Annotated in this window: 19 protein-coding genes; 14 read left to right on the forward strand and 5 right to left on the reverse strand. The window is 67.8% G+C overall.

Annotated elements, in window-relative coordinates; genetic code table 11:
- Positions 1-105: 105 nt before the first annotated feature.
- The 4 genes from AC07YZ_RS19510 to AC07YZ_RS19525 all read left to right on the forward strand — a co-directional run bounded on the left by AC07YZ_RS19510 (position 106) and on the right by AC07YZ_RS19525 (position 5,129).
- Positions 106-2,499, forward strand: a complete 2,394-nt coding sequence (locus tag AC07YZ_RS19510; RefSeq protein WP_494795957.1) for an ATP-binding protein — start codon at positions 106-108, stop codon at positions 2,497-2,499.
- Positions 2,500-2,575: 76 nt separating this feature from the next.
- Positions 2,576-3,040 (forward strand): MarR family winged helix-turn-helix transcriptional regulator, encoded by a 465-nt coding sequence (locus tag AC07YZ_RS19515; RefSeq protein ID WP_226490796.1) that lies wholly within the window; start codon positions 2,576-2,578, stop codon positions 3,038-3,040.
- 83 nt (positions 3,041-3,123) lie between these two features.
- Positions 3,124-4,161, forward strand: a complete 1,038-nt coding sequence (locus tag AC07YZ_RS19520) for a Rieske 2Fe-2S domain-containing protein (RefSeq protein ID WP_226490797.1) — start codon at positions 3,124-3,126, stop codon at positions 4,159-4,161.
- Entirely contained in the window at positions 4,158-5,129 is a 972-nt protein-coding gene (locus AC07YZ_RS19525; RefSeq protein WP_494795958.1) for a PDR/VanB family oxidoreductase, read from the forward strand. The genes AC07YZ_RS19520 and AC07YZ_RS19525 overlap by 4 nt, the downstream gene beginning before the upstream one ends.
- 65 nt (positions 5,130-5,194) lie before the next feature.
- Here the strand turns inward: AC07YZ_RS19525 and AC07YZ_RS19530 are convergent, their stop codons facing one another.
- From AC07YZ_RS19530 to AC07YZ_RS19540, 3 genes are all read right to left on the reverse strand, one after another.
- Positions 5,195-5,548: a hypothetical protein gene (locus tag AC07YZ_RS19530; protein WP_226490799.1), complete on the reverse strand. Its 354-nt coding sequence runs from the start codon at positions 5,546-5,548 to the stop codon at positions 5,195-5,197.
- 189 nt (positions 5,549-5,737) lie between these two features.
- Complete coding sequence (gene recQ, locus AC07YZ_RS19535) at positions 5,738-7,636, reverse strand: DNA helicase RecQ (protein WP_494795959.1); 1,899 nt, start codon at positions 7,634-7,636, stop codon at positions 5,738-5,740.
- A 120-nt stretch (positions 7,637-7,756) separates the two neighbouring features.
- Complete coding sequence (locus AC07YZ_RS19540; RefSeq protein ID WP_494795960.1) at positions 7,757-8,176, reverse strand: rhodanese-like domain-containing protein; 420 nt, start codon at positions 8,174-8,176, stop codon at positions 7,757-7,759.
- 161 nt (positions 8,177-8,337) lie between these two features.
- Between AC07YZ_RS19540 and AC07YZ_RS19545 the strand changes: the two genes are divergently transcribed.
- From AC07YZ_RS19545 to AC07YZ_RS19560, 4 genes are read left to right on the forward strand one after another with little or no spacing between them, the layout of a single operon-like run.
- Positions 8,338-8,625 (forward strand): hypothetical protein, encoded by a 288-nt coding sequence (locus tag AC07YZ_RS19545; protein WP_494795961.1) that lies wholly within the window; start codon positions 8,338-8,340, stop codon positions 8,623-8,625.
- Between the two features lie 9 nt (positions 8,626-8,634).
- Positions 8,635-9,894 carry a ferric reductase-like transmembrane domain-containing protein gene (locus tag AC07YZ_RS19550; protein WP_494795962.1) on the forward strand — a complete coding sequence of 420 codons (1,260 nt, stop codon included), beginning with the start codon at positions 8,635-8,637 and terminating at the stop codon, positions 9,892-9,894.
- Positions 9,895-9,900: 6 nt separating this feature from the next.
- The gene (locus AC07YZ_RS19555; RefSeq protein WP_494795963.1) at positions 9,901-10,263 is read left to right on the forward strand and encodes a cytochrome b5 domain-containing protein; all 363 of its coding nucleotides are present in this window, start codon (positions 9,901-9,903) and stop codon (positions 10,261-10,263) included.
- Between the two features lie 59 nt (positions 10,264-10,322).
- Positions 10,323-11,384 carry a homocysteine S-methyltransferase family protein gene (locus tag AC07YZ_RS19560; RefSeq protein ID WP_494795964.1) on the forward strand — a complete coding sequence of 354 codons (1,062 nt, stop codon included), beginning with the start codon at positions 10,323-10,325 and terminating at the stop codon, positions 11,382-11,384.
- Between the two features lie 26 nt (positions 11,385-11,410).
- Here AC07YZ_RS19560 and AC07YZ_RS19565 read toward each other — a convergent pair whose 3' ends face one another.
- Positions 11,411-11,740 carry a hypothetical protein gene (locus AC07YZ_RS19565; RefSeq protein WP_494795965.1) on the reverse strand — a complete coding sequence of 110 codons (330 nt, stop codon included), beginning with the start codon at positions 11,738-11,740 and terminating at the stop codon, positions 11,411-11,413.
- 421 nt (positions 11,741-12,161) lie between these two features.
- Here AC07YZ_RS19565 and AC07YZ_RS19570 point away from each other — a divergent pair, with 421 nt between their 5' ends.
- Positions 12,162-13,112, forward strand: a complete 951-nt coding sequence (locus AC07YZ_RS19570; RefSeq protein WP_494796016.1) for a TerC family protein — start codon at positions 12,162-12,164, stop codon at positions 13,110-13,112.
- Between the two features lie 22 nt (positions 13,113-13,134).
- Here the strand turns inward: AC07YZ_RS19570 and AC07YZ_RS19575 are convergent, their stop codons facing one another.
- A complete protein-coding gene (locus AC07YZ_RS19575; protein WP_226490807.1) occupies positions 13,135-13,746 on the reverse strand; it encodes a cyclic nucleotide-binding domain-containing protein in 612 nt (203 codons plus the stop codon).
- A gap of 134 nt (positions 13,747-13,880) precedes the next feature.
- Here AC07YZ_RS19575 and AC07YZ_RS19580 point away from each other — a divergent pair, with 134 nt between their 5' ends.
- The 5 genes from AC07YZ_RS19580 to AC07YZ_RS19600 all read left to right on the forward strand — a co-directional run bounded on the left by AC07YZ_RS19580 (position 13,881) and on the right by AC07YZ_RS19600 (position 19,108).
- The gene (locus tag AC07YZ_RS19580) at positions 13,881-15,083 is read left to right on the forward strand and encodes a sensor histidine kinase (RefSeq protein WP_494795966.1); all 1,203 of its coding nucleotides are present in this window, start codon (positions 13,881-13,883) and stop codon (positions 15,081-15,083) included.
- 61 nt (positions 15,084-15,144) lie between these two features.
- A complete protein-coding gene (locus tag AC07YZ_RS19585) occupies positions 15,145-15,828 on the forward strand; it encodes a response regulator (RefSeq protein ID WP_494795967.1) in 684 nt (227 codons plus the stop codon).
- Positions 15,829-15,974: 146 nt separating this feature from the next.
- Positions 15,975-17,381 carry a CmpA/NrtA family ABC transporter substrate-binding protein gene (locus tag AC07YZ_RS19590; protein WP_494795968.1) on the forward strand — a complete coding sequence of 469 codons (1,407 nt, stop codon included), beginning with the start codon at positions 15,975-15,977 and terminating at the stop codon, positions 17,379-17,381.
- A gap of 1 nt (position 17,382) precedes the next feature.
- Positions 17,383-18,246: a nitrate ABC transporter permease gene (ntrB, locus tag AC07YZ_RS19595; protein WP_494795969.1), complete on the forward strand. Its 864-nt coding sequence runs from the start codon at positions 17,383-17,385 to the stop codon at positions 18,244-18,246.
- Positions 18,236-19,108 carry an ABC transporter ATP-binding protein gene (locus AC07YZ_RS19600; RefSeq protein WP_494795970.1) on the forward strand — a complete coding sequence of 291 codons (873 nt, stop codon included), beginning with the start codon at positions 18,236-18,238 and terminating at the stop codon, positions 19,106-19,108. Before ntrB ends, AC07YZ_RS19600 begins: the two co-directional genes overlap by 11 nt.
- The last annotated feature ends 4 nt before the right edge of the window (positions 19,109-19,112 follow it).

The raw sequence follows: 19,112 nt of genomic DNA on the forward strand, positions 1-19,112 counted from the left end.
CATCACGCTCTTCCATGATTGATCAAGCTGGGTTATGGTCCGCTTGAATGCCGGGGGGCCCCGGCGTCGCATCGCTGGAATGGAACGCCGTCTGGAGGTGACCGGATGAACAAACGCACGGGGGAGCACGCCGCGTCGCTGGTGCGCGGCCTGCCCGATGCCCGCGAGGGGCGCGTGTTTGTGCCGCATGGCCTGCGCCAGGCGCCGGTGCTCGACCTCATGTGTTCGCATTTCGTGCTCACCCTGGCCGCGCGCCAGGGGCCGCGCTTCAACGTGCGCCGGGACCTCAACACCCTGCTGTCGCTGGCGGGGCGGCACCTGGTCTGGCCGCTGACCGTGCTCACGCGCTTGCGCGAATTCCTGGAGCGCCGCTGCAAGGACAACGAGCTCTGGAGCGGACACGACCACCTGACCATGGGCGCCTTCATGGAGCGCTACGGTGTCTGGCGCGGCCCCTATGAAGAAGGCACGCTGTTCTTCTACCTCGACGAATACGCCAAGGAGTCGCCCAAGGACCTGCTCGCGGTGCTGGCGGTCACGGGCGAGTGGCTGAGCCACGCGCTGAAGAAGCAGTCCACCCTGGTGGAAAAGAACATCGACGCCCTGGCCGGCCTGCTGCAGCTCAACCGCGCCGAGCGCGCCCTGCTGCTGTACGGCACGCTGGCGCGCTACCAGCGCGACCTGCGCTCCATCCTGGTCGAGTTCAAGGTGAACAACGCGCCCGAGGCCTACGCGGCGATCGCCGACGTGGCCGGCGTGAAGGCCAGCGAGGTCGGCGAGGCGTTGCGCGCGGGCTCGCGGCTGGAGCGCATCGGCATGGTGGAGAACCTGATCTCCGAGCACAACATCACCGACCTGGCCGACCTCATGAAGGTCAGCGAAAAGCTGCCCCCGGTGCTGATGCGCGAGTACCGCACGCAGAGTGAGCTGATGGCGGTGTTCACGCGGCCGGCCGCGCGCTCGACGCTGAGCGAGAAAGACTTCGAGTTCGTGGGCGAAGACGTGCGCCTGCTCTCGGGCCTGCTGCGCGAGGCTGTGGCGCGCAAGGAGCCGGGCGTCAACATCCTGCTCTACGGGCCGCCCGGCACCGGCAAGACCGAGCTGGCGCGCGTGGTGGCTCAGGCCGCGGGGCTGGAGCTGTTCGAGGTGGAGTACGCCGACCGCGACGGCAACGCGCTCTCGGGCCGCGACCGCTACCGCTCGCTGCAGATCGCCCAGGTGTTCCTCAAGGGCACGGCGCACTCGGCGCTGCTGTTCGACGAGGTGGAAGACGTGTTCCCGCCGATCTCCAGCGAGGCGGCGCAGATCATGGCGCGGGCCGAGCACGTGAGCGCGCCCCACACCGGCAGCGTCAGCGGCAAGGCCTGGGTCAACCAGATCCTGGAGACCAACGCCGTGCCCACCCTGTGGGTCACCAACCGCATCGAGCAGATCGACCCGGCGTTCCGCCGCCGCTTCGCCTACCACCTCGAACTCAAGAGCCCGCCGCCCGGCGCGCGCGAGCAGCTGGTGCGCAAGACGCTGGAAGACGTGCCGGTGTCCGACGCCCTGGTGGGTCGGCTGGCCGAGCGCAAGGGCCTCACGCCCGCGCAGATCCGCACCGCGGTGCGCTTCGCCCAGCTGGCGGCGCACCCGGCCAAGGCGGCGGCCCGGCGTTCGGCCAAGGCCCCGGCGCGAGGCGCGGGCCCGGCCCTGCTCGACGACCTGATCGAGCGCCAGCTCAAGAACGCCGACCTCGCGCTGGGCCGCGCGCCCGACACGGTGCAGCGCCCCAGCGTGACGCAGTACAGCCTGGACATGCTCAACGTCGAGTCGCGCTACGAGCCGGCGCGCATCATCGGCGCGCTCAAGGCGCGCGGCCATGGCTGCCTGTGTTTCCACGGCGCGCCCGGCACCGGCAAGACCGCGCTGGCCGAGTACATCGCCCAGCAGCTGGAGCGCCCGCTCATGGTCCGCCGCGCCAGCGATCTGGTGAGCAAGTTCGTGGGCGAGACCGAGCAGCAGATGGCCGCCATGTTCCGCGAGGCCGAGGCCGAAAAGGCCGTGCTGCTGCTCGACGAGGCCGACAGCTTCCTGCAGGACCGTCGTGGTGCTCAGCGCACCTACGAGGTGACCGAGGTCAACGAGATGCTGCAGGGCATGGAGCGCTTCGCCGGTGTCTTCATCTGCACCACCAACCTGATGGACAGCATCGACCAGGCGGCGCTGCGGCGCTTCACTTTCAAGATCCGCTTCAAGCCGCTCACGGCGGCGCAGCGCGAGACCATGTTCGTGGTCGAGGCGCTGGGCGGCGATGCGTCGCGGCTGGACGCGGCGCTGGCCACGCGGCTGGCCCGGCTCGACCAGCTCTGCCCGGGCGATTTCGCGGCCGTCAAACGCCAGATGGAGATCCTGGCGGCCGAGCTTGCCCCGGACGAATTCATGGCCCAGCTCGAAGCCGAGCACCGCATCAAACCCGAGGTGCGCGAGGCGCGCGGCATCGGCTTTCTCGACAGTTGAAACCCCACGCGCCCGCCGGGCGCCGCGCGGCGCGGGTTTATAGTCCGCCGACCCGTCTCGACCCCCTGCCGCCGCCATGAATGCCAGAACACCCACCGAGGTCATCGAGCTCTTCAACGAGCCCGGTCACCTGATGCGCCGCGCGCACCAGATCGCGGTGTCCACCTTTCACGAAACGCACGGGCGCCAGATCACGCCGGTGCAATACGCCATCCTGCGCGCCCTGCAGCACGAGCCGGGCATCGACCAGGTCACGCTGGCGCAGCGCGTGGCCCTGGACACCTCCACCACCGCCGACATCGCCGCGCGCCTCGAAGGCAAGGGCTGGATCGTGCGCGAGCTCATGGCGCGGCGCCAGCGGCGCCTGCTGCTCACGCCCGAAGGCCAGGCGGTGCTCGACGCCATGCTGCCCAAGGTCAACCCCATGTACAGCCAATTGCTGGGCTCGCTCACGCCCGGTGAACAGGTCGAATTCCTGCGCCTGCTGCGCAAGTTCGTGCATCTCAACGACCCGACGGACGGCGGCCCGGATCAGGGTTAACCCGGGATCGGGCCGCTTGTTTTTGCGGTCTTTCATTCAGTACAATGAATCACATTCAGCATACTGAACAAGGAGACGCCATCATGTTCCCGAAAAACACCTGGTACGTGGCCTGCACGCCCGACGAGATCGACGTGAAACCGCTGGGCCGCACCATCTGCAACGAGCGCATCGCGTTCTACCGCGTGGCCGCCAACGAGGTCGCGGCGGTGGAAGACTTCTGCCCGCACCGCGGCGCGCCGCTCTCGCTGGGCTACGTCAGCGAAGGCAAGCTGGTCTGCGGTTACCACGGCCTGGAAATGGGCTGCAACGGCAAGACGGTGGCCATGCCCGGCCAGCGCGTGGGCGGCTTTCCGGCCATCAAGAGCTACCCGGTGCAGGAGCGCTACGGCTTCATCTGGGTCTGGCCCGGCGACGCCGCGCTCGCCGACCCGGCCCTGATCCCCCACATGGCGTGGTACGACAACCCCGAGTGGGCCTACGGCGGTGGCCTCTACCACGTCAAGGCCGACTACCGGCTGATGGTCGACAACCTGATGGACCTGACGCACGAGACCTATGTGCACTCCACCAGCATCGGCCAGAAAGAGATCGACGAGACGCCCTGCAAGACCGTGGTCGAGGGCGACACGGTGATCACCAGCCGCTACATGGAAAACATCATGGCGCCGCCGTTCTGGAAGATGGCCCTGCGCGCCAACCACCTGGCCGACGACGTGCCGGTGGACCGCTGGCAGATCTGCCGCTTCACGCCGCCGAGCCACGTGATCATCGAGGTGGGCGTGGCCCACGCCGGCCACGGCGGCTACAACGCGCCCAAGGAGCACAAGGTCTACAGCCAGGTGATCGACTTCATCACCCCCGAGACCGACACCTCGATGCACTACTTCTGGGGCATGGCGCGCCAGTTCAACCCGCAGGACAAGGCGCTCACCGCGCAGATCCGCGAGGGGCAGGGCAAGATCTTCGCGGAAGACCTGGAGATGCTGGAGCGCCAGCAGGCCAACCTGCTGACCTGGCCGCAGCGCGGGCTGCTCAAGCTCAACATCGACACCGGTGGCGTGCAGTCGCGCCGCGTGATCGACCGGGTGATTGCCGCCGAAAGCCAGGTATCCCCATGACCACCGCCGGCGACACGCTCACGGTGCGCGTGGCGCGCAAGCGCCAGGAAGCCCAGGACATTTGCAGCCTCGAACTGGAGCACCCCCAGGGCCTGCCCCTGCCAGCGTTCACCGCGGGGGCACACCTCGACATGCACCTGCCCGGCGGCCTGGTGCGCCAGTACTCGCTGTGCAACACGCCGGGCGACACGCGGCGCTACCAGATCGCGGTGCTGCGCGACGCCCAGTCGCGTGGCGGCTCGCAGGCCGTGCACGAGGCCGTGCACGAGGGCGACGTGTTGAGCATCAGCGCGCCCAAGAACCACTTCCCGCTGGCCGCCCAGGCGCAACGGCATCTGCTGCTGGCCGGTGGCATCGGCGTCACCCCCATGCTGGCCATGGCCGAGGCGCTGAGCGCGCAGGGCGCGGCGTTCGAGCTGCACTACTGCACCCGCTCGCGCGAGCGAACCGCGTTCGTCGAGCGCCTGGGTGCGGCGGCCTACGCCGGCCAGGTGCGGCTGCACCACGACGACGGCGACGCCGCGCAGAAGCTGGACATCGCCGCCCTGCTGAGCGCCTGCGATGCCGGCACCCACCTCTACGTGTGCGGGCCGCAGGGCTTCATGGACGCGGTGCTCGGCACCGCGCGCGCCCAGGGCTGGCCCGAGGAGCGCCTGCATTACGAGTTCTTTGGCGCCGCTCCGGTGGCGAGCGACCAGGACGCGGCCTTTGACATCGAGATCGCCAGCAGCGGGCGGGTGATTCCGGTGCGGGCCGGCACCACCGCCCTGCAGGCCCTGCTCGACGCCGGCCTGGACATTCCCATGTCGTGCGAACAGGGCGTGTGCGGCACCTGCCTCACGCGGGTGAAAAGCGGCCAGCCCGACCACCGCGACCACTACCTCACGCCCGAAGAGCAGGCCGCCAACGACCAGTTTCTGCCCTGCTGCTCACGCGCCCGCAGCGCCCGGCTGGTGCTGGACCTTTAGCAAGGGCGAAAAAAAACCGCCCGGGAAACCGGGCGGCGGAGACGTTCGAAAGCCGGTGCGCGGGCTCAGTGCATCAACGCCATCGGCCCCGACGGCAGCTCTTCCGGCGAGTGGTCCGGGTGGTGGCCCACGAAGAAGCGCAGCTTCTGGTCGAGGCGGGCCACACGCTCGTTCGCCACGAACTCGCAGTGGTGTTTGGAAATCAGGTTGAACAGCTTGCCGCGCAGGAACCACAGGTCCTTGGGGTTCTCGCACGAGATCAGCGCTGCGTGCAGCCGGGTGCGCATCGGGTCCTGGATGTCGGCCATCGCGTCGTGAAACTCGTCCACGAGAAAGTCCATTTCGAGCACTTGCGTGTCGCGGTACTTCTCGTCGTGTCTGGCCTTGAGGCTGTTGAACCAGGGCAGTTTGAAAAACATGATGGGCTCCATCGCGTGATGTTCACGGGCCCCGAAATGGTGGTTCCGGGCTCACAGTAGACATCGGCAAACGGCGCCCCGCCTTGACCCTGCGCAGCCCAAACACATCTACTTGCCCGACGAGTGGTCGGGCCGTTTTCCGGGCGTCAGACGATGGTTGACACAACGGCCGCCATGGGCCGCCACCACTCAATCGAAAGCACTCACCACCCGCAGCACGTCCGCGCCGTAGGCTTCGCGCTTTTTCTGACCCAGGCCGGCGATGCCGTCCAGATCGGCCAGCGTGCGGGGCTTCTGCGCGGCGATGGCGCGCAGCGTGCTGTCGTGAAAGATCACGAAGGCCGGCAGGTTGTGCTCGCGCGCCACCTCGGCGCGCCAGGCCTTGAGCGCGTCCAGGCAGTCGCGTTCGGACAGGCTGAGCGGCTGGCCGTCCGGCGCCCGCGCGGTCTGGCTGGCGCGCGCGCTCTTGCTGCGCGACGAGGCCTTCTTCTCGCTCAGCTGGCGCAGCCAGACCTGGCTCTCACCCTTGAGGATGGCGCGCGCCGCGTCGGCCAGGTGCAGGGTGTTGAAGTGGGCCGAGTCGACGTGAATCGCTTCGCGTGCGATCAGCTGGCGCATCAGCGCGCGCCACTGCGTTTCGCCCAGGTCGGCGCCGATGCCGAAGGTGCTGAGCTTGTCGTGGCCGTACTGCGTCACCTTCTCGGTGACCTTGCCGCGCAGGATGTCCATGATGTGGCCGGCGCCAAACGCCATGCCGCTGGACTGCTGCACGCGGTAGATGCACGAGAGCAGCTTGCGCGCGGACTCGGTGGCGTCGTCCAATGCGGGCGGGCTGATGCAGTTGTCGCAATTGCCGCAGGGCGTGCTGGCTTCACCGAAATAGGCCAGCAGGCGCGTGCGTCGGCAGTCGCTGGCCTCGGCCAGCGTGAGCAGGGCGTCGAGCTTGCCGCGCAGCACCTGTTTGAACTCGTCGGCCGCTGGGCTTTCGTCGATCATGCGGCGCTGGTTCACCACGTCCTGCAGGCCGTAGACCATCCAGGCGTTGGCCGCCTCGCCGTCGCGCCCGGCGCGGCCGGTCTCCTGGTAATAGCCCTCGATGTTCTTGGGCATGTCCAGGTGGGCCACGAAGCGCACGTCGGGCTTGTCGATGCCCATGCCGAAGGCGATGGTGGCGACCATGATCAGGCCTTCTTCGCGCAGGAAACGGTCCTGGTGGCGTTGCCGCAGGGCCGCGTCCAGGCCGGCGTGGTAGGGCAGGGCGTTGAAGCCCGCGTCGTTCAGCATGCCCGCCACTTCCTCCACCCGCTTGCGCGACTGGCAGTAGACGATGCCCGCGTCGTGGCCCTGCGCGCTGGTGTGTTCGTCGCGGATGAAGCGCATCAGCTGCGCGGAGCCGTCCTTCTTCTCGACGATGGTGTAGCGGATGTTGGGTCGGTCGAAGCTGCTGACGAAGCGGCGCGCGTCCTGCAGCTGCAGGTGCGTCACGATGTCCTCGCGCGTCAGGTCGTCGGCGGTGGCGGTGAGCGCCACGCGCGGCACGCCGGCGAAGCGCTCGTGCAGCACCACCAGCGCACGGTACTCGGGCCGGAAGTCGTGGCCCCACTGGCTCACGCAGTGCGCCTCGTCGATGGCGAACAGGCTGAGCTTGCCGCGCTCGTGCAGCGAATCGAGCAGCGCCAGGAAGCGCGGCGTGGTCAGGCGTTCGGGCGCGGCGTAGAGCAGGGTCAGCTCGCCGCGCAGCATCTGCTTTTCGATCTGCTGGGCCTGCTCGCCCGTGAGGCTGGAGTTGAGGAAGGCGGCGGACACGCCGGCCTCGATCAGGGCGCCCACCTGGTCGTGCATCAGCGCGATCAGCGGCGAGACCACCACCGTGAGCCCGTGGCCGGCGCGCTCTCGCGCGATCGCCGGAATCTGGTAACAGAGCGACTTGCCGCCGCCCGTGGGCATGAGCACCAGCGCGTCGCCGCCCTCGCTCACGTGGCGCACGATGTCGGCCTGCGGGCCCCGGAAGGCGTCGTAGCCAAACACCTCCTGCAGCACACCGGCGCAGGCTTCGAGGGTTTCGCCGTTTTCGGAGATGTCAATCATGTGAAGTGCGGTGCGAAACCGGTGGCTTGGGGCACCCGATGGCTAGGCGCCAGCGCGCAGACAGTGCTTCAGCACGGCAAGCGGTGGCAACAACGCCAGCGGGTGATCCCAAGGCAGCGGTCACATTTGTTCCCAGGGCAGGCCGTCGTACCGCCAGCCGTTCAGGCTGGAGCGCTTGAAGGTGTCGTTCAGGTCTCCCTCGAAGCCGTGCACCACGTGCGTCACGTCGGTGAAGCCGGCCGCCACCAGCGCGACGCCCGCGTCCAGCGTGCGCTTGCCGCTGCGGCAGATCAGCAGGATCGGCCGGTCCTTGGCGCCCGCTTCGGCGGCCACGGCCGCGGCGAAGCGCACCGGGTCGGGCGTGAGGTCGGGGTACTCGTACCAGGGGATGTTCTCCACGCCGGGCGGGCGGCCCACGTAGAGCGACTCGATCTCCATGCGCACGTCGAGGAACAGCGGCGGTTCCTGGCCCAGCGCGGCGCGGCGCTCGGTCTCGGCTTGCAGCCAGGCCCAGGCTTCCTTCGGGAGCAGGTGTTTCATGGCGCCTATTGTCGGGCATGCCCCGTCCACCATCGCCGGGCTCATCCGTCGGAGCGGATCGGCCGTGAGGCCGGCGTCGGAGGCGCTTCTGGCGTTTTCTTGAGCCGCGTCAAGATCGGAATCCCGGCGTCTGCGATGCTGGTTCCGTTGAAAGCGGAACCATGCGCCAGTTCTTTTTCCTGCTTCTGATCTGTGTCGGCACGGCCAGCGCTGCCGGGCCATGGCGTGCGAGCGAGGGCAACACCCGTGGGTGGGCGCTCATGACCCCCAAAGAGCGGCTCGAACACCAGGCCGCGGTGCGCGCCTTCACCAACCTCGCCGAGTGCCGCGCCTACCAGTTGCGCCACCACGCGCAGATGGAGGCCCGGGCCCGCGCCGGTGGACAGACGCTGCAGCCGGGCCGCCGCGACATCTGCGAACACCTGCGCCCGCCGGCCACCCAACCCTAGAGCCCACCGATGCGCAACCCGGTTCGCCCCTCGTCCCTGTGGAACCCCCTGATCGGGGCGATGGGGGTCGGCACGCTGGTGTTCTGGGCCTTCCCGTCCGATGTGCCGCGGCTGCGCGCCGGCGGCATCGTCGCGGGGTGGGTGGGCTGTGGCCTGCTGCTCGCCAGCCTGCTGCTCATGGTCCGCGAGCCGCGGCTGGCGCGGTGGCTGGGTGGCCTGGAACCCATGTACCGCTGGCACCACCGGCTGGGTGTGTGGGCCTACCTGGCGCTGCTGGCGCACCCGCTGGCCCTGGCGGCCAGCGCCTGGGCCGAATCGCCCGCGGTGGCCTGGGCCACGCTCGCGCCGTGGCAACAGGGTTGGCCGGTCTGGTCGGGGTGGGTGTCGCTGCTGTGCATGATGGCCGGCCTGCTGATCGCGCTGTGGCCTGGCTTGCCGTACGCCGTCTGGCGCAAGCTGCACCACCTGCTCTCGCTGTCCGTCGTCGTGGGCGCGGCGCATCTGGTGCTGCTGGGGTTGGATGGCGTGCTGCTGGCGGTGCCGGTGCTGGTGCTGGCCTTGCTGCTGTGGCGGGTGTTCCGCGCCGACCAGGGGCTGGGTGCGCTGCCCTACGTGGTGCGGGGCGTCGAACAGCTCTCGCCGTCGACCGTCGAAGTGACGCTGCAGCCCTTGGCGCGCCCCTTGGGCGCACAGCCCGGGCAGTTCGTGTTGGCCGCTTTCTTGGCCGGCCCGCGCTTCCAGGGTTGCGGCGAATACCACCCCTTCACGATCAGCGCCATGGGCGCCGATGGCCGCTTGGTGCTGGGCATCAAGGCCCTGGGCGACTGCACGCAGCGGCTGCAGCAGGCGCAGCCCGGCACCGAAGCCCGCGTGCAGGGACCGTTTGGCCGTTTCCTTGCCGATGGCGCAGGGCCCAGCCTGTGGTTGGCGGGGGGCATCGGCATCACGCCTTTTGTCGCCGCGCTGCGCAACGGCCCCCTGGCGCACCCGGTGCACCTGATCTACCTGCACCGCGACCATGCGGGCGCGCCCTACGCGGCCGAACTCGCCTCGCTGGCCGCGACACAACCCCGGCTCCGGTTGCAGATCGTCGACACCGGCGACACCACGCCGGACCTCGGCCAGCTCTTGCCCGATGCGGATGAACTGCGTGGGATGCATTGTTTCCTGTGCGGCCCCCCCGGCCTGCTGGGCGCGGCCGTTCAGCGGCTGCGCGAGCGCGGCGTGGCCGCGTCCCACGTTCATTTCGAGTGCTTTGACTTCAGGTGAAACATCATGCGCAAACTGGTTCTGCTGGCCACCGCTCTCTTCTGGATCGCCATCACGGTGTTCGCCGCCACGGGCACATCCACCGCCCCCGCGCCCGCCAAAGCGTCGGTGGTGGCCGAGAAGCGCTACGCGCTCGCCGACGTGGCCCGACATGCGGTGGAGACGGACTGCTGGATGGCCATCGACGGCGCGGTCTACGACCTCACCGCCTACCTGCCCGAGCACCCGACCCGGCCCAGCGTCATCGTGCCCTGGTGCGGCAAAGAAGCATCGGAGGCCTACAAGACCAAAACCAAGGGCCGGCCGCATTCGCCCGAGGCGACCCAGTTGCTCACCACCTACCGCATCGGCGTGTTGGCCGGGCCTTGACGGCACAGCCAAAGCCCGCAGGCCTCGCGGGTGTGCCGGTGTCTTCCTACAATCGGGGCATGAAACCGACCGCCTACACCCGCGCCCAGGCGCTGCCCGACATCCTCCAGCAACGCATCGCCATCCTCGACGGTGCCATGGGCACCATGATCCAGCGCTTCAAACTGGGCGAGGCGCAGTACCGCGGCGAGCGCTTCAAGGACTTCCACAAGGACGTCAAAGGCAACAACGAGCTGCTGAGCCTGACGCGCCCGGACGTGATCCGCGACATCCACGAGGGCTACCTGGCCGCCGGCGCCGACATCATCGAGACCAACACCTTCGGCGCGACCACCATCGCGCAGGAGGACTACGACATGGCGGGTCTGGCGCGCGAGATGAACCTGGCCTCGGCCCGCATCGCCCGCGAGGCCTGCGACAAGTTCAGCACGCCCGACAAGCCGCGCTTCGTCGCCGGCGCCCTGGGCCCCACGCCCAAGACCGCCAGCATCAGTCCCGACGTGAACGACGCCGGTGCCCGCAACGTCAGTTTCGAGCAACTGCGTGCCGCGTACTACGAGCAGGTGGAAGCGCTGGTCGAAGGCGGGGCCGACCTGCTGCTGGTGGAAACCATCTTCGACACCCTCAACGCCAAGGCCGCGCTGTTCGCCATCGACGAGTATTTTGAAAACAGTGGTGAGCGCCTGCCCGTCATCATCAGCGGCACCGTGACCGATGCCTCCGGCCGCATCCTGAGCGGCCAGACCGTCACCGCCTTCTGGGCCAGCGTGCGCCACATCCAGCCCCTGGCCGTGGGCCTGAACTGCGCCCTGGGCGCCACGCTGATGCGCCCCTATATCCAGGAACTGGCCAAGGTCGCGGGCGACACCTTCATCAGCTGCTACCCCAACGCCGGCCTGCCCAACCCCATGAGCGACACCGGCTTCGACGAAACGCCGGACGTGACCAGCCGCCTGCTGCGCGAGTTCGCCGCCGAGGGGCTGGTGAACATCGTGGGCGGCTGCTGCGGGACCACGCCGCAGCACATCGGGGCGATCCATGAGGCGGTGGCGAGTCAGGCGCCACGCCACCTGGCGCAAGGTCGTTCCCCTTTCTACCGAGAGGCCACCGCAGCCGCCTGAACGGGTGCGGACGGAAGCTGTCGCGCCTACATCAGCCGGGATGCCGTACCGGTTTGAGCCGCGAAGGTGGATGGGGCGAACCAGTGCGCCATGGGTTTGCTTCCGTCGTTGGCCCCGTCCAGGGACCGGGTGAGCAGCACAACCATGTCGGACCGGGCCTGGCTGGTCGCCAGCACGAGGATGCGGTCGACGTGGGCCGTCTTGATGAAGCACCGCTGGCCGTGGCGACTGGAAGTGAACTCGAACATGCCCACGGTGTGGCCCTGCCGCAGCGCAGCGACCAGGTCTTCCGTTTCACGCGGGGTCCAGAGGTCAACCTCCAGCAACCACGCTTCAATGTCGTCTGTGAAACTCATTTCAGAACCTCCATGTGACGAACCTGGACTCCAGAGAGTCATCGCCACCTGGCAGAAGAAATGAAGCGTCAAATTGTCAGCAATCGAAACATGGAGGGAGTAGACGTTGCTCCCTTCGCGTGCGCATCTTGCGTGGACAGCGCCCGCCGAAGCCGACCTTCAGGAGATTTCTGAAGGTCCTTCACCTTGCCGCACACGCCTCGGCCCCCCACAATCGCGGCTTCCCATCAAGGGGAGTAACCAACCCGCCTCCGGACGCACAGCCCGGCCCCGGCGGGTGGGGTTTCCGTCAATACGTGGCCTGATCGCTTGCGATTTAGGCCACCGGAAACCCCGGGTCGGGCGCCACGCCCGGCTCCGGCCAGACCTTGGAGGGTGTTTGTTCATCAACACCGTCCGTTCAGAAAAGGTCTTGTCATTCATGGAAACCATCGCGCCCCTGTGGCTCTGGCTGGTGTTCGTCGGCTTCGTGCTGGCGGCGCTGTTTGTCGATTTCGTCGTGCTCAAGAAGCAGGGCGCCCACGCCGTGGGCGTGAAGGAAGCGGTCAACTGGTCGCTGATCTGGGTGGGCTTGAGTTTTCTGTTCAATGGCCTGCTGTGGTGGGCGGTGAAGGACAGCACCGGCTCGACCGCGTTGGCGAACGAGAAGTCGCTGGAGTTCCTGACCGGCTACCTGATCGAGAAAAGCCTGGCGGTGGACAACATCTTTGTCTTCCTGCTGATCTTCAGCTACTTCGCGGTGCCCGCGGCCTACCAGAAGCGGGTGCTGATGATCGGCATCGTGGGCGCCATCGTGCTGCGCACGGGGATGATCCTGGTGGGCGGCTGGCTGCTGGCGGAGTTCCACTGGCTGCTGTACCTGTTCGGTGCTTTCCTGGTGCTCACGGGTGTGAAGATGTGGCTGGCCGCCGGCCAGGAGCCCGACCTGAACGACAACCCGGCCCTGAAGCTGCTGCGCAAACTGTTGCCGGTGAGCCGGCACTACGACGGCGAGCGGTTCTGGACGCTGGAGAACGGCAGGAAGATCGCCACGCCGCTGCTGATGGTGATCGCCATGGTGGCGCTGACCGACGTGATCTTCGCGGTGGACTCGATCCCGGCGATCTTCGCCATCACCGCCGATCCGTTCATCGTGCTGACCAGCAACGTGTTCGCCATCCTGGGCCTGCGCGCGATGTTCTTCCTGTTGCAGGCGGCGGCCAGCCGCTTCCACCTGCTGAACTATGGCCTGGCCGTGATCCTGGTGTTCATCGGCGGCAAGATGGTGCTGATCGACGTGTTCAAGATCCCGGTGGCGGTGTCGCTGGGTGTGGTGTTGGGCATCCTGGCGATCACCATGGTCTGGAGCCACAAGACGGCGCCGAACACCTGAGACAGCCCGGCCCCGATGGGGCTCAGTCCTCCGGCAGGAGCCGCTCGATCTCTTCCTGCATGGCCTGCACCATCTGGGTGTAGAGCCTGAGCTTGTCGCCGCTCTCGCGCAGGCGCTCGCTCAGGCGCTGGGCCACGGCGGCCATGAGTTTGGCGCCGGTGGCGGGCTGTTCCCGGATCAGGGTTTCGAGCGCATCGCGTGTGAGCACGGCGCAGCGGACGTCGGTGCTGGCGACGCACGAGGCCGAGCGCGCGGCGCCGTCGACCAGCGCCATCTCGCCGATCAGGCTGCCCGGCCCCAGCACCCGCAGCGTGACCGGCTCGGTGCGGCTGACCGTGAGCGACTCCACCGTCACCTCGCCGTCAAGCACCAGCACCATGAAGCCGGTGTCGCTCGCGTCGCCCTGGTGGATGAACGTGGTGCCGCTGTGAAAGCGGCGCGGGCGCATGAAGCCCACCACGGTCATGGCCTCGGCCTCGCTGAGCTGCATCAGCGCCGTGGGCGCGCGCAGCATGCGCGCGGCCTCGTGCGCGATGTCGGAGCCGGCCACCAGCGCCTGCCGCTCTTCGGGCAGCCGCGACTCGGGGGCGTCGTATTTGCGACGGGCAGCGAACAGTTTGTCGAACAGGGCCATGGAGGGCGGCTGCGGGGCCGCGATGAAGGGAGGGGCGCCGGAGCGCAAAGGCGCCTATTGTGAACCGCCGCAGCGGCCGCGTGTGTGTGGCATATCCATTGCTAGGCCTTCTCCAACCTCCAACCCGCTGCGCCATGCCCGTCGAAGCCCCCTTCCTGCATCCGCGTCCGGTCGCCGCCGACGCCTGGCGCGACCCGCTGGCCCTGCTGCTGGCGTCCACCGGCGAGGGCATCTACGGCGTGGACCTGGACGGCGCCTGCGTCTTCATCAATGAGGCGGGCGCGCGCATGATCGGCTACGAACCGCAGGAGCTGCTGGGGCTCAACATGCACGGGCTGACCCACCACTCGCGCGCCGACGGCGGCCACTACCCCGAGGCCGAGTGCCCGATCTTCAACGCGTTTCGCCAGGGCCTGCCCTGCCGCATCGACAGCGAGGTGTTCTGGCGCCGCGACGGCACGGCCTTTCCGGTGGAGTACTCCAGCCACCCCATCGTGGAAGACGGCCAAGTGCGCGGTGCGGTGATCACCTTTGTGGACATCACCGAGCGCAAGCGCGCCGCCGACGCGCTGCGCCGCGCCAAGGACGAGCTGGAGGGCCGCGTGCGCGAGCGCACCCAGGCGCTGGAGACCGCGCTGCGCCAGGTGCGCGAGCTCGCGGCCTGGTCCGAAACCGTGCGCGAGGACGAGCGCACGCGCATCGCGCGCGAGGTGCACGACGAGCTGGGCAGCCTGCTGGTGGCGCTGAAGATGGACGTGAACTGGATGGACAAGCGCCTGTCCGAGCAGCAGCAGCGCAGCCCCGACGCGGCCGAAGACATGCGCAGCCGCATGCGCTGCAAGTGCCAGAACATGAGCCGCCTGATCGAGAACGCGGTGGACAACGTGGGCCGCATCATCACCGACCTGCGCCCCAGCATCCTGGACCACCAGGGCCTGTGGGCAGCGTTGGAGTGGCAGGCGCAGGAGTTCGTGGCCTCGGCCGAGCTGGCGCTGGACTGGCGCATGGCGGTGGACGAACGCCTGGAACTGCCCGAGCCGCTGGCCATGGCGGTGTTCCGCATCTTCCAGGAAATGCTCAGCAACGTGGGGCGCCACGCGCGGGCGCGGCACCTGGGCGTGGCCATCGCGCGCAGCGGCGCGGAGCTGAGCCTTGCGGTGCAGGACGACGGCGTGGGCGCGCCGGCCCAGGCCTTCGAGGCGGCGGACGCCTACGGGGTGATGGGCATGCGCGAGCGCGCGCGGCACTTCGGCGGGCGCATCGACATCCACAGCGCACCAGGTCGGGGCACGCGCATGTGCCTCACGCTGGCGCTGCCCCCAGAAAACGTTTCATGAACACCGCGCCGGGCCGCTCCAGGCCAGCCCGCGCCGCGGTGCCCAACACAAAGGTGACCGAATGAACGCAGAACCCACCGTGATCGTCGAGACCATCCGCGTGCTGATCGGTGACGACCACCGCATCGTGCGCGAAGGGCTCAAGCAGGTGCTGGCCGAGGCGCCCGACGTGCTGGTGGTGTCCGAGGCGCAGAGCGGCCCCGAGGTGCTGGCCCAGGTGGCCGCGCTGCAGGCGCGTGCCGGGATCGACCTGGTGCTGCTCGACATCGCCATGCCCGGCATCGACGGGCTCGACGTGCTGCAGGCGCTCAAGCGCGAGCACCCCAGGTTGCCGGTGCTCATGCTCAGCACCTACCCCGAGAAACAGTACGCGGTGCGCTGCATCCGCATGGGCGCCTCGGGCTATCTCAACAAGAGCGCCGACCCCGACGACATGCTTGCCGCGGTGCGCAAGGTGGCCGCCGGCGGGGTGTTCCTCACGCAGGCCACGGCCGAGGCGCTGGCCGCCGCCGTGGGCCAGGTCGGTGCCCAGGCCGGGCCCGAAGCGCTCTCGCACCGCGAACACCAGGTCTACCGCCTGCTCACGCAAGGGCAGACCGTGAGCGAAATTGGTGCGCAGCTCGGGTTGGCGCCCAACACGGTGAGCACCTACCGGGCGCGCATCCTGGAAAAGACCGGCACCAAGAACGATGTGGAGCTCGCGCTGTACGCCGAGCGCCACGCGCGCTCGCCCAAAACGCCCTGAAACGGCCGCTCTTGTAGGGCTGGCCCTACATCGAGTCGGTGCGGCGTCTGCGAAATGCGGCAAGGGGCGGCGATCGGCCCCGTCTGGCATGGGTTCTGGCCCGTCGCTTGCAATGCACACCCCGTCATCAACTCACGAGGTGCGCCATGTCCGAATTCTTCGATCCCTACAACGCCGATCGACCGCTCATGATGAAGTGCAGCTGTGGGCGCGACCACAGCGTGGCCGACCACCACGCCGAGGTGGCGGCCGACAGCGCGGCCATTGAGCTGCGCCGCCGCAGCGAGAGCGCCGAGTTCGAGGCCTACAGCCATGGGTTCATCGAAGCCACGCTGGTGAAGGCGCTGTTCCCGCACGACGAAGAGCGCCGCCGCTTCCTGCGCGCGGTGGGCAAGGGAACGGCCATGGCGGCGATTGCCAGCGTGCTGCCTGTCGCCAGCATGCAGGCCATGGCGCAGGAGAAGCAGGGTGCGCTGGAGAAGACCGACCTGAAGATCGGCTTCATCCCGATCACCTGTGCCACGCCGCTGATCATGGCGCACCCGCTGGGCTTCTACCAGAAGCAGGGCCTGAATGTCTCGGTCACCAAGACCGCGGGCTGGGCGCTGGTGCGCGACAAGATGATCAACAAGGAATACGACGCTTCGCACTTCCTCTCGCCCATGCCGCTGGCCATCAGCATGGGGCTGGGCAGCAACGCCACGCCGATGAACGTGGCCACGATCCAGAACATCAACGGCCAGGCCATCACGCTGGCCCTGAAACACAAGGACAACCGCGACCCGAAGAACTGGAAGGGCTTCAAGTTCGGCATCCCGTTCGACTACTCGATGCACAACTTCCTGCTGCGCTACTACCTGGCCGAGAACGGCCTGAACCCCGATACCGACGTGCAGCTGCGCGTGATCCCGCCGGCCGAGATGGTGGCCAACCTGCGCGCCGGCAACATCGACGGCTTCCTCGGCCCCGATCCCTTCAACCAGCGCGCGGTGTTTGACGAGGTGGGTTTCATCCACGTGCTGACCAAGGACCTCTGGAACGGCCACCCCTGCTGCGCCTTCGGCACCAGCACCGAGTTCATCCAGAAGAACCCCAACACCTTCGCCGCGCTGTACCGCGCGGTGCTCACCGCTGCGGCCATGGCGCGCCAGCCGAAGAACCGCGAACTCATCGCCAAGGTGATCGCGCCCAGCCAGTACCTGAACCAGCCGGAGGCCGTGTTGAACCAGGTGCTCAGCGGCAAGTTCGCCGACGGCCTGGGCAAGATCCAGAACGTGCCCGATCGCGCCGACTTCGACCCCATGCCCTGGCAGAGCATGGCCGTGTGGATGCTCACGCAGATGAAGCGTTGGGGTTATGTGAAGGGGGATGTGAACTACCAGCAGATCGCCGAGAAGGTGTTCCTGATCACCGATGCGCGCAAGCACATGAAGGACCTGGGCATCGAGTTCAAGGCCGGCCCCACCTACGCCAAGCACACCATCATGGGCAAGGAGTTCGACCCCGCCAAGGCCGACGCGTATTTGAAGAGCTTCCCGATTTCGAAGGCTTGACATGAAGACCACGAGCCTCAACCTGCGCGCGGCGGTGGTCTCGCTGCTGATCTTCGCGTGCTTCATCGGCGCCTGGCAGCTCGCGACCTCCGGGCCATCCATCGGCGGTTCTTCGGCCGGCATGACGGCCGAAGAGATCGAGTACGCCAAGATGATGGGCAAGGACCCGGGGGCAGAGAAGAGCAGCGGCTTCCCGCCGCCCATCGAGGTGGCCAGGGCGAGCTGGGCGCACCTGTCCGACCCGTTCTACGACAAGGGGCCGAACGACAAGGGCATCGGCATCCAGCTCGCGCACTCGCTGGGCCGTGTCGGCCTGGGCTTCCTGCTCGCGATGGCGGTGGCGCTGCCGATGGGTTTCCTGATCGGCATGTCGCCGCTGATGCAGAAGGCCTTCAACCCTTTCGTGCAGGTGCTCAAACCCATCAGCCCCCTGGCCTGGATGCCGCTGGCGCTCTACACGCTGAAGGACTCCGACGTGAGCGGCATCTTCGTGATCTTCATCTGCTCGATCTGGCCGATGCTGATCAACACCGCGTTTGGCGTGGCTGGGGTCAAGCGCGACTGGCTCAACGTGGCCAGCACGCTGGAGGTGAACCCGCTGCGCAAGGCTTTCCAGGTGATCCTGCCGGCCGCGGCGCCCACCATCCTCACCGGCATGCGCATCAGCATGGGCATCGCCTGGCTGGTGATCGTGGCGGCCGAGATGCTGGTGGGCGGCACGGGCATCGGCTACTTCGTGTGGAACGAGTGGAACAACCTCTCGCTCACCAACGTGATCTTCGCCGTGCTGCTGATCGGCGTGGTCGGCATGTTGCTCGACCTGGTGTTTGCGCAACTGCAGAAGGCGGTGACCTATGTGGAGTGACACCAGCGTGCGCGAGAGCGCGGTCCTCGCGGTTCCTGTGAACGACCCCATTCAAAAGGTTGCCCCGATGTCCGGTTTCCTGAAAGTCGAACAGCTCGCCAAGGCCTACCAGGCGGACAAGCCGGTGTTTGCCGACGTGTCTTTCGCCATCGACAAAGGCGAGTTCGTCTGCATCATCGGCCACAGCGGCTGCGGCAAGACCACCATCCTCAACGTGCTCGCGGGGCTGGACACCGCCACCAGCGGCCACTGTTTCATGGACGGCCGGGAGATCAACGGCCCCAGCCTGGAGCGCGGCGTGGTGTTCCAGAGCCACGCGCTCATGCCCTGGCTCACCGTGCGGCAGAACATTGCCTTTGCCGTCAAGTCGCGCTGGCCTGAGTGGGACAAGACGCAGATCAATCAACAGGTGGAAAAGCACGTGGCCATGGTCGGCCTGCTGCCCGCCATCGACAAGAAGCCGAGCCAGCTCTCGGGCGGCATGAAGCAGCGCGTGGGCATTGCGCGTGCGTTTGCCATCCAGCCCAAGATGCTGCTGCTTGACGAGCCCTTCGGCGCGTTGGACGCACTCACGCGCGGCACCATCCAGGACGAGCTGATGGCCATCGTGCGCGAGACGCACCAGACCGTCTTCATGATCACGCACGACGTGGACGAAGCCATCCTGCTGGCCGATCGCATCCTGCTCATGACCAACGGCCAGGAAACCGGGCAGGGGTATGTGCCCGGCGGCATGGCCGAGGTGGTGGTCAACCCGCTGCCACGCAGCCGCACGCGGGCGCAGTTGCACCACCTGGATGGCTACTACGACTTGCGCAACCACATCGTGGACTTTCTGGTTTCCCGAGCGAAAGCCCACTGACGTT

It is taken from the genome of Hydrogenophaga sp. GW101-3F08 (assembly GCF_059424585.1).

What these genes read in the sequence shown, in the direction of transcription:
- AC07YZ_RS19560 (WP_494795964.1), top strand. Translation starts at nt 10,323, where the DNA reads ATGAAACCGACCGCCTACACCCGCGCCCAGGCGCTGCCCGACATCCTC.
- AC07YZ_RS19585 (WP_494795967.1), top strand. Translation starts at nt 15,145, where the DNA reads ATGAACGCAGAACCCACCGTGATCGTCGAGACCATCCGCGTGCTGATC.
- AC07YZ_RS19545 (WP_494795961.1), top strand. Translation starts at nt 8,338, where the DNA reads ATGCGCCAGTTCTTTTTCCTGCTTCTGATCTGTGTCGGCACGGCCAGC.
- AC07YZ_RS19575 (WP_226490807.1), bottom strand. Translation starts at nt 13,746, where the DNA reads ATGGCCCTGTTCGACAAACTGTTCGCTGCCCGTCGCAAATACGACGCC.
- AC07YZ_RS19540 (WP_494795960.1), bottom strand. Translation starts at nt 8,176, where the DNA reads ATGAAACACCTGCTCCCGAAGGAAGCCTGGGCCTGGCTGCAAGCCGAG.
- ntrB (WP_494795969.1), top strand. Translation starts at nt 17,383, where the DNA reads ATGAAGACCACGAGCCTCAACCTGCGCGCGGCGGTGGTCTCGCTGCTG.
- AC07YZ_RS19565 (WP_494795965.1), bottom strand. Translation starts at nt 11,740, where the DNA reads ATGAGTTTCACAGACGACATTGAAGCGTGGTTGCTGGAGGTTGACCTC.
- AC07YZ_RS19580 (WP_494795966.1), top strand. Translation starts at nt 13,881, where the DNA reads ATGCCCGTCGAAGCCCCCTTCCTGCATCCGCGTCCGGTCGCCGCCGAC.
- AC07YZ_RS19530 (WP_226490799.1), bottom strand. Translation starts at nt 5,548, where the DNA reads ATGTTTTTCAAACTGCCCTGGTTCAACAGCCTCAAGGCCAGACACGAC.
- AC07YZ_RS19590 (WP_494795968.1), top strand. Translation starts at nt 15,975, where the DNA reads ATGTCCGAATTCTTCGATCCCTACAACGCCGATCGACCGCTCATGATG.
- AC07YZ_RS19600 (WP_494795970.1), top strand. Translation starts at nt 18,236, where the DNA reads ATGTGGAGTGACACCAGCGTGCGCGAGAGCGCGGTCCTCGCGGTTCCT.
- AC07YZ_RS19520 (WP_226490797.1), top strand. Translation starts at nt 3,124, where the DNA reads ATGTTCCCGAAAAACACCTGGTACGTGGCCTGCACGCCCGACGAGATC.
- AC07YZ_RS19570 (WP_494796016.1), top strand. Translation starts at nt 12,162, where the DNA reads ATGGAAACCATCGCGCCCCTGTGGCTCTGGCTGGTGTTCGTCGGCTTC.
- AC07YZ_RS19555 (WP_494795963.1), top strand. Translation starts at nt 9,901, where the DNA reads ATGCGCAAACTGGTTCTGCTGGCCACCGCTCTCTTCTGGATCGCCATC.
- AC07YZ_RS19515 (WP_226490796.1), top strand. Translation starts at nt 2,576, where the DNA reads ATGAATGCCAGAACACCCACCGAGGTCATCGAGCTCTTCAACGAGCCC.
- AC07YZ_RS19510 (WP_494795957.1), top strand. Translation starts at nt 106, where the DNA reads ATGAACAAACGCACGGGGGAGCACGCCGCGTCGCTGGTGCGCGGCCTG.
- AC07YZ_RS19550 (WP_494795962.1), top strand. Translation starts at nt 8,635, where the DNA reads ATGCGCAACCCGGTTCGCCCCTCGTCCCTGTGGAACCCCCTGATCGGG.
- recQ (WP_494795959.1), bottom strand. Translation starts at nt 7,636, where the DNA reads ATGATTGACATCTCCGAAAACGGCGAAACCCTCGAAGCCTGCGCCGGT.
- AC07YZ_RS19525 (WP_494795958.1), top strand. Translation starts at nt 4,158, where the DNA reads ATGACCACCGCCGGCGACACGCTCACGGTGCGCGTGGCGCGCAAGCGC.